General features: G+C 73.0%; 13 protein-coding genes. 3 read left to right on the forward strand and 10 right to left on the reverse strand.

The genetic code is table 11. The annotated features are described in order from the left end of the window. Positions 1–29: 29 nt before the first annotated feature. The 6 genes from BM127_RS22710 to BM127_RS02900 form a co-directional block, all read right to left on the reverse strand. A complete protein-coding gene (locus BM127_RS22710) occupies positions 30–356 on the reverse strand; it encodes a flotillin domain-containing protein (protein WP_231263106.1) in 327 nt (108 codons plus the stop codon). Further along, positions 296–1582 carry an SPFH domain-containing protein gene (locus tag BM127_RS02880; RefSeq protein WP_231263105.1) on the reverse strand — a complete coding sequence of 429 codons (1287 nt, stop codon included), beginning with the start codon at positions 1580–1582 and terminating at the stop codon, positions 296–298. Before BM127_RS02880 ends, BM127_RS22710 begins: the two co-directional genes overlap by 61 nt. Before the next feature lie 51 nt (positions 1583–1633). Continuing rightward, positions 1634–2173 (reverse strand): hypothetical protein, encoded by a 540-nt coding sequence (locus BM127_RS02885; protein ID WP_091194004.1) that lies wholly within the window; start codon positions 2171–2173, stop codon positions 1634–1636. Positions 2174–2257: 84 nt separating this feature from the next. Next, positions 2258–3157, reverse strand: a complete 900-nt coding sequence (locus tag BM127_RS02890) for a 4-(cytidine 5'-diphospho)-2-C-methyl-D-erythritol kinase (RefSeq protein ID WP_091194006.1) — start codon at positions 3155–3157, stop codon at positions 2258–2260. Next, positions 3154–4032 (reverse strand): 16S rRNA (adenine(1518)-N(6)/adenine(1519)-N(6))-dimethyltransferase RsmA, encoded by an 879-nt coding sequence (rsmA, locus tag BM127_RS02895; protein ID WP_091194009.1) that lies wholly within the window; start codon positions 4030–4032, stop codon positions 3154–3156. The genes BM127_RS02890 and rsmA overlap by 4 nt, the downstream gene beginning before the upstream one ends. Positions 4033–4041: 9 nt before the next feature. Continuing rightward, positions 4042–5364, reverse strand: a complete 1323-nt coding sequence (locus BM127_RS02900) for a condensation domain-containing protein (protein ID WP_091194011.1) — start codon at positions 5362–5364, stop codon at positions 4042–4044. Positions 5365–5464: 100 nt separating this feature from the next. Between BM127_RS02900 and BM127_RS02905 the strand changes: the two genes are divergently transcribed. Continuing rightward, entirely contained in the window at positions 5465–6298 is an 834-nt protein-coding gene (locus tag BM127_RS02905) for an alpha/beta fold hydrolase (protein ID WP_091194014.1), read from the forward strand. Here BM127_RS02905 and BM127_RS22970 read toward each other — a convergent pair. The 3 genes from BM127_RS22970 to rsmI form a co-directional block, all read right to left on the reverse strand. Further along, positions 6250–7380, reverse strand: coding sequence for a resuscitation-promoting factor (locus tag BM127_RS22970; protein ID WP_269800914.1), 1131 nt, complete (start codon positions 7378–7380; stop codon positions 6250–6252). The two genes, BM127_RS02905 and BM127_RS22970, sit on opposite strands and share 49 nt — an antisense overlap. Positions 7381–7601: 221 nt before the next feature. Further along, positions 7602–8510 carry a TatD family hydrolase gene (locus tag BM127_RS02915; RefSeq protein ID WP_091194018.1) on the reverse strand — a complete coding sequence of 303 codons (909 nt, stop codon included), beginning with the start codon at positions 8508–8510 and terminating at the stop codon, positions 7602–7604. Then, positions 8497–9339: a 16S rRNA (cytidine(1402)-2'-O)-methyltransferase gene (gene rsmI / locus BM127_RS02920; RefSeq protein ID WP_198554477.1), complete on the reverse strand. Its 843-nt coding sequence runs from the start codon at positions 9337–9339 to the stop codon at positions 8497–8499. Before rsmI ends, BM127_RS02915 begins: the two co-directional genes overlap by 14 nt. A 32-nt stretch (positions 9340–9371) precedes the next feature. Between rsmI and BM127_RS02925 the strand changes: the two genes are divergently transcribed. Then, the gene (locus BM127_RS02925) at positions 9372–9686 is read left to right on the forward strand and encodes an alpha/beta fold hydrolase (RefSeq protein ID WP_091194020.1); all 315 of its coding nucleotides are present in this window, start codon (positions 9372–9374) and stop codon (positions 9684–9686) included. Here BM127_RS02925 and BM127_RS02930 read toward each other — a convergent pair. Beyond that, positions 9683–11452: a PKD domain-containing protein gene (locus tag BM127_RS02930; protein WP_101228987.1), complete on the reverse strand. Its 1770-nt coding sequence runs from the start codon at positions 11450–11452 to the stop codon at positions 9683–9685. The genes BM127_RS02925 and BM127_RS02930 overlap by 4 nt on opposite strands. 154 nt (positions 11453–11606) lie before the next feature. Here BM127_RS02930 and BM127_RS02935 point away from each other — a divergent pair, with 154 nt between their 5' ends. After that, entirely contained in the window at positions 11607–13187 is a 1581-nt protein-coding gene (locus tag BM127_RS02935; protein ID WP_091194022.1) for a dolichyl-phosphate-mannose--protein mannosyltransferase, read from the forward strand. Positions 13188–13251: the final 64 nt, after the last annotated feature.

Consider the following 13251-nt stretch of genomic DNA (forward strand, 5'->3'; position numbering starts at 1 on the left):
TGCTTCGGCGTGGTGCCGCCCGTCCGGGGTCAGTCGGTCGCTGCCCCTGCGGTGCCGCCTGCGAGACCGGCCGGTGCTGCCGTCGGGGCGACGCCGCTCGTCGTACCGGCGTACTTCTGGATCAGTGACTCGACGTCGAGACCGGTCGTGGTCTTGAGCAGCTCCATGGTCTGGACGAAGTTGTTCGTCACCTGCTTGGGCAGCTCGCCGGCGCCGTCGGCGGAGATGACGGTCAGCTTGTCGATGTTGCCCATCGGACGCGCCAGCTCGGCGGCGACCTTGGGCATGACCTCGATCAGCATCTGGAGGACCGCGGCCTCGTTGTAGCCCGCGAAGGCGGCGGCCTTCTTGTCCATGGCCTCCGCCTCGGCCTGCCCCGCGGCCAGGATCGCCGACGCCTGGGCCTCACCCCACCCTCGGCACGGAGGGCGTCCGCCTCCGCGACACGGCGGGCCTTCTCGGCCTCACCGCGCTTGGCACCCTCGATCGCCTCGGCCTCCGCGAGCGCCGAACGACGCGACTTCTCACCCTCACCGCTCAGTCGGGCCTCCTCGGCCTCGGCCTCCGCGTTGGCGATGGACGCCGCCTTGCGGGCCTCCGCCTCGAGGATGGCCGAGCTGCGGCGACCCTGCGCCTCGGTCTCGACGCGGTAGCGCTCGGCGTCGGCGGGCTTGCGGACCTCGGTGTCGAGCTGGCGCTCCTTGAGGGCGGCCTGGTGCACGGCGACCTTCTCCTGCTCGAGCAGGATCGCCTGGTCGCGGTCGGCCTGCGCCAGCGGACCGGCGGCCGCGGCCTTGGCGTTGGCCGCGTCGGTCTCGGCCTTGATCTCCGCGTTCTTGAGGGCGAGGGCGCGCTGGGTCACCGCGATCTCCTGCTCCGCCGCGATGCGGGCCTGCTCGGCGGCCTGGCGGGCATTGGCCTCGGCGATGGACGCGAGCTGGTTGAGCTTGGCCGCCTCGGGGCGCCCCAGGTCGGCGAGGTAGGAGCCGTCGTCGGTGATGTCCTGGATCTGGAACGTGTCGAGCACGAGGCCCTGGCCGGTCAGCGAGGACTCCGACTCCTCGGCCACCCGCTGGGCGAAGGCGGCGCGATCGCGGATGATCTGCTCGACCGACATCGATCCGACGATCGACCGCAGCGCACCGGCGAGCACCTCCTGGGTGAAGGTCTCGATGTCGGCCTGCTGGCTCAGGAAGCGCTGGGCGGCTGCGCGGATGGAGTCCTCGTTGCCGCCGACCTTGACGAGGGCGACGCCGTCGAGGTTGAGCTTGATGCCCTGGCCGGAGACGGCACCGCGGATCTGCACCGAGATGCGCCGCGACGACAGCTCGAGGGTGGCCAGCCGCTGCACGAACGGGATGACGAAAACGCCGCCGCCCATGACGACCTTCTGGCCGGACAGGTCGGTGGAGATCTGGCCCGTCTCCGGGTTGCGTACCTCTCCCTTCCCCTTGCGCCCGGTGATGATGAACGACTCGTTGGGCCCCGCGACCTTGTAGCGGGTGGTGACGAGCAGTGCGATCAGCACCACGAGGACGACGAGGCCGATCACAGACGTGACGACCGGGGACAGACCGAACATGCGAGCTCCTTGCGGTGCGGGCGGTGAGGTGGTGGCGTGCGGGACGAGGGGTCAGGGGAGGAAGAGAGGCTCGACCTGGACGGCCGTGGGCGAGAGGACCTGGGTGACGCTGACCTCGGTGCCGGCGGCCACGGGGACGCTCGAGCGCGCGTTGAGGCGGGTGATGTGGCCGCCCACGCTGATCGACACTGTGCCGAAGCCGTCCTCGGGGATCGCGCCGACCACGCGGCCAATCTTCTCGACCATGTCGGCGGTGCGGACGGCGTCGGTCTCGCCGGTGCCGTGGAGGAACCGGGACGCCTTGGCCGCAGCCGCGCCGAGCAGCACGCCGAGCACGAGCCCGATGACCACGGCGAGCGAGGTCGATCCGGTCGCGTCGAGGGCGATGGCTCCGCCGAACCCGAGCGCGCCGAGGAAGCCGGCGAGCGCCTCGGTCGAGAAGAAGCCTGCGCCGAGACCCTCCAGCGCACCGTCGAGCACGTCACCGACCACGAGCGCGACGAGGAGCAGCACGACGCCGAGCGCGCCGAGCACCAGGAACACAGTCACGATGCCTCCCCCGGTCACCAGCGCGACGTGAATGTCGCGCACACCATAGCGTCATGCTTCCCCGCAGGAGCGGGTTCACGCCACCCGGTCCTGACCCCGTTCCCAGGGCTGGTGCGGAGGGGCCCCTCAGGCCAGCACGTGGGCTCCCGCGACGGGGCCGGTCGCCGTGAGAACGACGTCGTGGCCGGCGCCGGCGAGACCGACGGCCGTGGCGCGGGCGCCGTCGGCGGAGTCGCAGAGGAAGACGACGGTCGGGCCGGAACCGCTGACCAGCCCGCGCAGGGCGCCCTCGGACTCGCCCCGGACGATCAGGTCACCGAGCTCGGGACGCAGGTCGATCGCCGGCTCCTGGAGGTCGTTGTGGAGCGCGCGAGCCAGCTGCAGCGGCTCGCCGGTGGCGAGGGCAGCGAGCAGCGGCTCGGCCGACGCGGGCACCTCGGTGGCGTCGGGCCGCAGGGTGTCGAAGTGGCGGTAGACCATCGGCGTCGAGAGGCCCTCGGGGGACGGCACCGCCACCCACCACCACGAGCCCCGGTCGTCGACGGGCGTGACGACCTCGCCGCGACCCACGCCCCGCGCCGTACCCCCGACGAGGGAGAAGGGGATGTCGCTGCCGAGCTCGGCGGCGAGGGCGAGGAGCACGTCATCGGGGGTCTCGAGGTCCCAGAGCCGGTCGCACGCGACGAGTGCGGCGGCGGCGTCGGCCGAGCCGCCGGCCATGCCGCCCGCGACGGGGATGTCCTTGCGCACCTCGAAGGCGCCGGCGGCCGGTCGCCCCGCGTGCTGGGCGAGCAGCCGGGCCGCGCGCAGCACGATGTTGTCGGCGCCGGACGGTACGCCGGCGGGGTCGATGTGGTCGGCCACGAGGGTGTCCAGCGAGAGGCCCTCGGCGGCCGTCAGGGTCAGGTCGTCGTGGATCCCGATGGCCTGGTAGACCGTGTCGAGCGGGTGGAAGCCGTCCTCCCGGGCGCGACCGACGCCGAGGTGGAGGTTGATCTTGGCGGCGGCGCGGACGGTGATGCTCATGCCGGGTGGGCCGTGGCAGCGAGGCCTTCGGCGATGCGCGCGAAGTCGCCGACCTCGAGCATCTCGCCACGGACGGTCGGGTCGACCCCGGCCGCCTCGAGCGCGGCGGTGGCCGCCTCGGCCGAGCCCGCCAGCTCGCGCAGCGCGGGGCGGATCTGCTTGCGGCGGTGGGCGAAGGCGGCGTCGACGACGGCGAACACCTGCTCACGGGAGGCGGTCGTCCGCGGCGGGTCGCAGCGGGTCCACGCCACCAGGCCGGAGTCGACATTGGGGGCCGGCCAGAAGACGTTGCGGCCGATCGCGCCCGCACGACGTACGTCGGCGAACCAGGCCGCCTTCACGCTCGGCACCCCGTAGGTCTTCGACCCCGGTCCCGCAGCGAGCCGGTCGGCGACCTCGGCCTGCACCATCACCAGCCCGCGCTCGAGCGACGGCAGCAGGGTGAGCAGGTGGAGCAGGACCGGGACCGAGACGTTGTAGGGGAGGTTGGCGACGAGCGCCGTGGGCGGCGGCCCGGGGAGCGAGTCGACGCGCATCGCGTCGGCCAGCACCACCTCGAACCGGTCGACCTGCCCCGGGGCGTACGCCGCGATGGTGGCCGGCAGCCGCTCGGCGAGCAGCGGGTCGATCTCGACCGCGATGACGCGCCTGGCCACCTCGAGCAGGGCCAGCGTGAGCGAGCCCAGCCCCGGCCCGACCTCGACCACGACGTCGTCGGCGGTGATGCCGGACTCGCGGACGATGCGTCGCACCGTGTTGGCGTCGATGACGAAGTTCTGGCCCTTCTGCTTCGTCGGCCGCAGGTCGAGGTCGGCGGCGAGAGAACGCACCTCGGCGGGCCCGAGGAGCCTCGGGCCGGCCGGGGTCGTGGTCATGTGATGAGCCTAGTCGGGGGCTTCGGCGACCCGCCGCTGCAGTCGCAGGCGTACGCCGTCGAGCCAGTCGCCGACACTGCGGCGCGCCTCGGGCGTGCCGGGATAGCGGCACCGCAGGTGCAGGCCGGTGGCGTTGACGACGAACCAGATCATCACCCCGTCGGTGCGCACCACCGCCGAGACGTGCTGCGGCTCGAGGCCGTCGGGCACGGCGACCGGGAGGCGCCGGTTGTCCAGCCAGGACACGGCGAAGTTGCCGGGCCGCATCGGCATCCCGCCGTAGGCCGCCATGATCGGCTCGAGCGGGTGCGACCCCAGCTCGACGGCCTCCCTCACCGCGCGCTGGCAGTCGGCGGGCTCGGACGAGGGCACCTCGATGACCGAGTTGGTGATGAACCAGCCCACGGAGTCGTGCCAGCGCGCGTCGTAGCGGCTGTGCACGGGGAAGATCGCGCGCAGCGGGGCCTCGACCCCGGCCAGGTCGACGAGGGCGGCACGGGACTCGGCGAGGGCGACGGCGAGCATGGTCGTGCCGTGCTCCCGGGCCTGCCGCTCGAACCGGTCGAGCTGCTCGGTGTCGAGCACGTCGTGCACCTCGACGACGGCGGTGCGGGGCTCGGTGAGGTCGCCCAGGGGCAGCGCGAAGCCCGGCATCGCTCCGTCGCCCGCCTCGAGGATCTCCCGCCAGCGGTCGGCCACGGAGGCCGGCACGGCCGGGCGGTCGGCGAGCTCGGCGGTGTGGTCGGCGAAGGCCGGGGCGAGTGGCAGGGCGGCTCCCGGCGCGCGGCCGTCGGCGAGGTCGGCGAGGCAGGTGGTGAGGTCGCGCACCAGCACCAGCAGCGACCACGCGTCGACGTGGGAGTGGTCGGCGGCGATGACGACCGACGGGGCGCCCTGGGCCGGCTGCACGACGCACAGCCGGTGCGAGGGCCGGGCGAAGGGCGCGCAGGCCTCGTCGAGCACCTCCCGCAGCCGGTCGCGGATGCCGACTCCTTGGGGGGCGGGGTGGTCGACCCAGCCGCCGCGCCGTAGCTCGATCTCGTGCAGTCCCAGCGACCGGTCCGGGCGGACGACGAACGCCGACCTGAGGGTGCCGTGCCGCTGCACCACCGCCTCCCACGCCAGCGCGAGGTGGTCGTCGTCCACCGGTGCGGGCAGGCGGAACGCGACGGCCATCCACGACCCGCGGCGCTGTCCCTCGAGCACGTGTCGACGCTGGTCGAAGGAGATCGGCAGCTCGCGCGCGTGGCCCACGGTCGCGGCGCCCCTCAGGACGTGGCTGCGCAGCTGCCCCTCGGGCAGGTGCACCTGGTCCACGATCGTGAGCCGCATCACGACGGAGTGTAGGCAGCAGCCCCGCGCTCCTAGACTCGGCACCCCGGCCCTGCACGCCCATCCCCACCCCGCCACCCCGCCTCATCCGAGGAGCCACGTGCCCGTCCTGCGCCACTCCGACGCCGACCTGGACTTCGACGTGCGGGGCGACGACGGGCCCGCCGTGGTGCAGCTGCACGGGCTCACGTCGAGCCGGGCTCGCGAGGACCTGATCGCCGTCGACCTCGTCGGCGACCTGACCGGATGCCGGGTGCTGCGCTACGACGCCCGCGGCCACGGCCTGTCGACGGGGCCGCGGGACGCGTCGTCGTACGCCTGGTCGCTGCTCGCCGAGGACCTCCTCGCGCTCCTCGAGCACGTCTTCCCCGGCGAAGAGGTCTACGGCGTCGGGAGCTCGATGGGCAGCGGCACGCTGGTCCACGCCGCCGCGGCAGCACCGACGACGTTCTCCGGGCTCACGCTGTGCATCCCGCCGACGGCCTGGGAGACGCGGGTCGCGCAGGGGGCGGGCTACGAGGAGTGCGCGCGTGTCGTGGAGACCGCGGGCGTCGACGCCCTCGTCGAGGCGGGTCGGCTGACGCCGCTGCCGCCGGCCGAGAACCCCGACAAGCCGGTCACCTGGCCCGACGTCGCGCTCGACCTGCTGCCCACGGTGTTCCGCGGGGCGGCGCTCACCGACCTGCCCGCCCCCGACGTGGTGGCGACGATCGACCTGCCCACCCTGCTGCTCGCCTGGGTCGAGGACCCCGCGCACCCGGTGAGCACGTCCGAGCTCCTCCACGACCTGCTGCCGCAGAGCGAGCTGGTGGTCGCGCGCACGCACCCGGAGGTACTCCGCTGGCCGGGCCTGGTGTCGGCCCGCGTCACCGCGAGCAGGTCAGGTCAGGTCGGCAGGCCCAGCTTGGCCGCGCAGCCCGGCCAGGAGCCGTAGCCGCCGGTGGCGGCACGGAGCCGCTCGGCGACGGCGATCTGGGTCTCGCGGGAGTTCTGGCTGGGCAGCCCGGTGCCGCCGTAGGCCTGCCAGGTGCCGAGGTTGAACTGGAGGCCGCCGTAGTAGCCGTTGCCGGTGTTGATGGCCCAGTTGCCGCCGGACTCGCACTGCGCCAGGGAGTCCCAGACGGTGCTGCCACCGGAGAAGTCCGAGGTGGGCTCCTCCTTCGTGCCGACCTTCACGATCGTCGCCACGGCCTTGACGCTGACCTTGGCACTGACGACCTTGCGGGCGACGAGCTCACCGTTGACGAAGCGGAGGCGGTAGGTGACGTTGCGTACGCCGTCCTTGCCGGACTGCACGACCTCCTCCTCACCCTCGAACATGGTGGGGTCCTCGCGCTGGATCACAGGAGCGTCGACGACCTCGCGCTTCACCTTCTTGGTCGCGAGCCGGATGTCCGTGACGACGACGCGGTCGCCGTCGGTGATCTCGGTGGTCAGTGACGGCGTGATCTTGTCGTGCCGGTCGACCTCGAAGCCCATGGACTTCAGCACGTCGGCGACCGTCACCGCGGTGACCTCGTGCCGGCGGAGGTCCTTCGCGCCGAGCTTGATCCGCACGACCTTCGGCGTGACGACCTCCAGCTTGAGGCCGGTGCGTCCGATGGAGGAGCCGCGGCTGGCGGACAGGTCGGCGCCGTCGAAGCGGCGCCCGATCTCGCCGAGCGCGCTGGCGACGTTGGTGGAGTTGACCCAGTAGGTGTGGGAGTCACCGTCGACGGAGATCTCCAGGGGCCGGCCGAACTGGACGGCGATGGCAGACCCGTCGGTGATGGTCTCGTCGATCGCGGGGGCGACGAGGTCCTTCTCCGTCACGTCGACGCCCTCGGCGGCCAGCACGTCACCGACCGTGTCGCCGATGGCGCTCACGTGGGTCGTACGTCCGTCGACGGTGAGGGTCACGTCCTTGCTGAGCGCGGCGTAGCCGACCGTCGTACCTCCGACGGCTGCCACGATCACGGCCACGAGGGTCGCCAGGACTGCCTTGGACTTGCTGAGCTGTGCGAAACGAGAGCGCACGATTCTCCGAACGTCGTACTCCCCGGTCCTCGGGTGGCAGCACCCCCCCACCCAGCGTGCGCAGCGGCCGCGATCTGGGGGGTGCGGCCGTACGACGTGCGAGCGGGGGTCTCGCAGAACCGGCCCGATCCGGTCCTCTGTGCTGCCGGAAATCAGTCCCGATCCCGGCCAACAATCACAAGACGATAACGATGACCGGCCATGACGCAAACTCCTGGGACCTACCAGGACCCGCCGAAGGCGGTCTCGGTGGTGGCGTCGACCGCCCGGCAGAGGTCCTCGAGGTCGGCCTGCAGCACCTCCGCCATCGCCCGCATCGTGACCGGCACGAGGTAGGACGCGTTGGGTCGACCGCGGTAGGGGGTGGGGGTGAGGTAGGGGGCGTCGGTCTCGACCAGGACGCGGTCGCGGGGCGTCACCGCGAGCGCGTTGCGCAGCGGCGCGGCGTTCTTGAAGGTGACCGTCCCGGCGAAGCTGAGGTACGCGCCACGGTCCAGGCAGCGCCGGGCGAAGGCGTCGTCGCCGGAGAAGCAGTGCATCACCCACCGCTCCGGCGCACCCTCCTCGTCGAGGATCCGGAGCACGTCGTCGTGCGCGTCGCGGTCGTGGATCACCAGGGTCTTGTCGAGCCGCTTGGCGAGGTCGATGTGGCGGCGGAAGCTCTCCTCCTGCGCCGCCCACCCCTCGTCCCCCGACCCGCTCTGCGCATGCCGGAAGCGGTCGAGCCCGGTCTCGCCGATCGCGCGGACCTTGTCGTGCGTGGTGGCGAGCCGCTCGATCTCCTCGATCGCGGAGTCGAGGTCCCCGGTCGCGGCCAGCCGCGGCGCCTCGTTGGGGTGCAGGGCGACACCGGCGACGAGCGCGTCGTGCTCGGCCGCCGCGGCCACCGCCCAGCGCGCGCCCGGCATGTCGCAGCCGATCTGCACGATGCGCGGCACGCCGACGGCAGCGGCGTCCGCGATCGCGGCCTCGGTGGCGAGCCAGTCGCCGTCCGCGATGTCGAGGTGGCAGTGGTTGTCCACGACCGGGTGCGGCAGCGGCTCCGGAGCGGGTGGGCGCTCGCGGTCGCGCCTGGCACCGGACGTCTCCTCGGTCGCGGCGCGGCTCCGGGTCGGCTCAGCGGTGGACAACGTCGTACACCTCTCGCTTCGGCAGGCCGGCGCGCTTGGCGACCTCGGCGATCGCCTCCTTGCGGGTCGAGCCGGACTCCTCGAGCTCGGCGACGGCCGTACGCAGGGACCCGGGGTCGGTGCCGACGGCGGGGGCGCCGCTGGAGCCCTCGACGACGATCGTCACCTCGCCGCGGATGCCCTCGGCGGCCCAGGCGACGAGCTCGGCGAGGGGGCCGCGGCGCACTTCCTCGTAGGTCTTGGTGAGCTCGCGGCAGACCGCGGCGGGGCGGTCGTCGCCCAGCGCATCAGCCATCGCCGCCAGCGCGGCCTCGGTGCGGTGCGGGGCCTCGAAGAAGACCATCGTGCGCTCCTCAGCTGCGAGCGCGGCGAGGCGACGACCGCGCTCACCCGCCTTGCGCGGCAGGAACCCCTCGAAGCAGAACCGGTCGACCGGCAGCCCGCTGACCGCGAGGGCGGTGAGCACGGCGCTCGGGCCCGGCACGGCGGTCACGCGTACGTCGTGCTCGACCGCCGCCGCCACCAGCCGGTAGCCCGGGTCGGAGACGCTCGGCATCCCCGCGTCGGTGACCAGCACCACCCGGTCACCGGCGAGCAGTGCCTCCAGGAGGACCGGGGTGCGGGCCTGCTCGTTGCCCTCGAAGTAGGACACGACGCGACCCGACAGCGTGATGCCGAGGTCGGCGCAGAGGCGCTTGAGCCGGCGGGTGTCCTCGGCAGCGACGACGTCCGCACCGGCGAGCTCGGCGGCGAGCCGGGGCGGTGCGTCGCCGACCTGACCGATCGGGGTGCCCGCGAGGACCAGGACGCCTGCCATGGGGTCGATCATGGCAGGCCGTCGGGGTGCGCGATCATCGGCACGTGCCCTTCGTCGACGTCCGCGGGATCCCCACCCACCACGAGGTCACCGGCAGCGGTCCGGCCGCCCTCTTCCTGCACGGCGGCTACTGCACGGCGGCGGTGATGCGGCCGCTGGCCGAGCAGCTGCCGTGGCTCACCGCCCACGCACCCGAGCGCCCCGGGCACCGCCGCACCCCGGACCGACCCGGCCCGATGTCGTACGACGACGGGGTGGCCGACACCCTCGCCTACCTCGATGCCGTGGGACTCGACGCGGTCGACGTGCAGCCCGCACTCCTGGGCTCGGTGGTCGCAGCGTTCCTCCGGACGACCTAGGGCCGCACGACCCGGAAGCGCCAGGTCCGCACCGACCGGTTGCCGGCCGTGTCCCGCGCCACGAGGCGTACGACGTGGCGACCGAGCGCCAGCCGCTGCCGCGGCGTCCACCGCACGACGTCACGGCGGTCGTACGTCGCCCCGCGGACGCGGTCGCCGTCGAGGAGCAGCCTGATCGATCGTGCCCCCACCCCCGACGCGGCGTCGACGACCCGGGCGCGGATGGTCGGGCGGCGGTCGGAAGTGGTGCGTCCGGGACGGAGCGAGGAGATCCGCGGCCCGGCAACGTCGACCAGCGGGGCGACCACCGGCGGGGCGACCACCGGCGGGGCCACGACCGGCGGGATCACGACCGGCGGCGTGCCGACCGGCGGGGCGACCACCGGCGGCGCTCCGCCCCCGACGACCACCTGGACGCTGTCGGTGACGGCACCGTGGCCGGCGTGCTCGCCGGCACGGGCCACCGTCACCGTGGCGGTGTAGGTGCCGGGGGCCGCATAGGTGTGGTCCGGGTCGGCGCCGGCGCCGGTGGTGCCGTCACCGAAGCTCCACGTGTAGGTGAGGTCGGCGGTGCCCGGGGACAGGTCGGCACAGCCGATGCGCCGGCTGGCGTTGGCGGGGTCGTGCACGACGACCGAGACGGCCTTGGGGCCGGCGCGCAGGGGCTTGACGACCTCGACCGGTCCGCTCGCACCGCTCGCGTCGGAGGTGAAGAGCGGCCAGATCTCGTTGACCTCGGCGAAGGGCTGGGCGGTGTCGAAGCGGAAGTGGGCCCCGCCGAGCTGGTCGCCGCACGCGAGCTCATGCACGTGCACCTGCTGGTGCGGGGTGCTCGGTGCGACGCCGGTGACCTCGAGCGAGGTGGTGGTCCTTCCCCGGCTGCGGACCATCACGGCCCGACCGGTGAGGTCGGGGTGGTCCGCGAGCCCGGCGGAGTAGGAGCTCGCCGTGCCCCGGGTGGTGACCTGCGTCGAGAAGGCGACCGCCGACGGGGACTGTCCCGGAGCCGCCAGCGCGTCGATCTCGGGGAGTCCGCCACCGGTCGGCGGCTCGGGGTCCGGCGGGCCCGGGTCGCCGGTGACGGTGATCGCGAACTCCTCCACGTGCAGCCCGCCGCGCCCGTCGCTCACGCGCAGGCGGGCGACGTACTGCCCCGGGGTGCGGTACTCGAGCATCGCGTGGTCGCGGTAGGACACCGGCCCGCCGTCGCCCGGGTCCCACGAGACCACGGGTACGTCGCCACTGTCGGGGTCGCTCGCGTTGGCCGTCGCGTGCACGACCAGCGGCGCTGGACCGGACAGCGGCTCCACGACCGGCGCGGCGGTGGGCGCCTGGTTGTCGCCGATGTCGGTCACCACGATCGTGCCGCTCATCAGGGTGCCGTGCATGGCGCAGATGTAGCGGTAGGTGCCGGGCTCGGTGAAGGTGCGACGCACGGGCGCGCCGTCGGGGTCGCGATACTCCGCGAGCGGCGACCCCCAGGCGCTCTCCCACGGCTGCTCGGGCGCCTGCGAGGTCAGGTCGTGGCCCTGCGTGGCGCGGTCGAACTGCCACTCGACGGTGTCCCCGACGGCGATCGTGACCACTGCCGTGCCGGTGTCGACCGACTCCCACCGGTTGCTGGAGACGTCGTCGACGGCGTCCACCACCCAGGTCCGGCCCTCCACGGCCGCAGCGGGGGATGCAGCGGTCGCGGTGGTGACTGCCGCCCCGCCCACCAGGGCGGAGGAGACGAGGAGCAGCAGGGCGAGCGCGACGCGGGGCATGACGACCTCTCAGTGGGCGACATGTCGAACGCAGTTCGCATGTCTGAATCGATACCCCGAGTCTAGATGTGGCAGCCGTCACGTCAAGGGGGCGTCCGCTGACGCCTCGCGCGCGCCCGCGTGCCGGCGCCCGGCCTCTGGTTAAAGTTCCCGCGTGACCCTGACTGCCACCGAGCGGAACCGTCCGCGCTGGAGGTCGGAGGATCCCCTCCTCGGCTGGGTCGGGGCGATCTGCCTCGCGAGCCTCGCGTTCTTCCTGCGCCGGTGGCACCTCGGCACGCCCCACCAGTTCTCCTTCGACGAGACCTACTACGCCAAGGACGCCTGGTCGCTGCTCAACCACGGCTACGTCCGGGGCTACGTCGAGGACGCCGACAAGACCATCCTCAACGGCGACGTGACGGGCCTGTGGCTGGACGGCCCGTCGATGATCGTCCACCCCGAGGTCGGCAAGTGGCTGATCGCCGGCGGCATCAAGGTCTTCGGGATGGAGCCGTCCGGGTGGCGGATGGCCTCGGCCGTCATCGGCGCCCTGATGGTGCTCCTCATGTGCCGGTTCGTCCGCCGGGTCACCGGATCGACGGTCCTCGGCCTGGTCGCGGGCCTCCTGCTCTCGATCGACGGTCTCCAGCTCGTGCTGTCGCGCCTCGCGCTGCTCGACATCTTCCTGGCGTTCTTCCTGCTGTGCGGCGTCCACTGCGTCGTCGCCGACCGGCAGTGGCTGCGCGACCGCCTCGCGTCCGGCCGGTCCTCACGCGCCCTGGGCCTCTGGCGTCCGTGGCTCCTCCTCGGCGGGGTGGCCTTCGGCCTGGCCGTCGGCACGAAGTGGTCGGCGCTCTACACCCTCGCCGCCTTCGGCCTGCTCGCCTGGCTGTGGAGCGCCGGGGCGCGGCGCGCCTTCGGGCAGCGACGCCCGCTGCTGCGCTCGGTCCTCCTCGACGCCGTCCCGGCCTTCCTCGCGCTCGTGGGCGTCGGCCTGGTCACCTACCTCGCCACCTGGACCGGCTGGTTGATGCACGCCGATGCCTACGAGGAGGCGTTCAGCAACACGCAGTACACGTCGTACGGCGGGGGCGAGGCGTGGCCGACGGCCGGCGAGCCGGACGCCGACGGCCTCGGCGAGGTCACCCAGTCGCTGCGCTCGCTGTGGTCCTACCACCAGGACGTCTACACCTTCCACAGCCACTTCCTCGACGACAAGACGCACATCTACGCCTCCAAGCCGTCGACCTGGCTCGTCATGGGACGCCCCGTCGGCGTCGACGCCCAGACCGACATCCAGCCGGGCTCGCAGGGCTGCGAGGCACCGAGCGGCTCGACGTGCATCCGGCAGATCCTGCTCATCGGCAACCCGGTGATCTGGTGGGGGGGCTGCCTGGCCATGGTCGCCTCGCTGCTGCTGTGGATCGGCGCGCGCGACTGGCGCCACGGTGTCGCGGTGCTCGGGCTGGCGAGCACCTGGCTGCCGTGGTTCCTCTACGACGACCGGCCGATCTTCTTCTTCTACGCGATCACCTGCCTGCCCTTCATGGTGCTGTCGCTGGCGCTCGCGATGGGCCACCTGATCGGCACCTCCGACGTGCCGACCCCGCGACGTACGTTCGGGGTGGTCGTCGCCGGCAGCTACACCGTGCTGGCCCTCATCGCCTTCGCATGGTTCTGGCCGGTGTGGACCGACGTGCTGCTCACCAAGTCGGAGTGGGACGCCCGGATCTGGTTCCAGCGCTGGATCTGATCCTCCCGGTGCGAGCTGGGCCAGTCCGGTCTTGTGAAGTCGGCAGTAACCTGCGATTTTCGAT

The organism is Nocardioides alpinus (assembly GCF_900112035.1).
Lineage (GTDB): Bacteria > Actinomycetota > Actinomycetes > Propionibacteriales > Nocardioidaceae > Nocardioides > Nocardioides alpinus.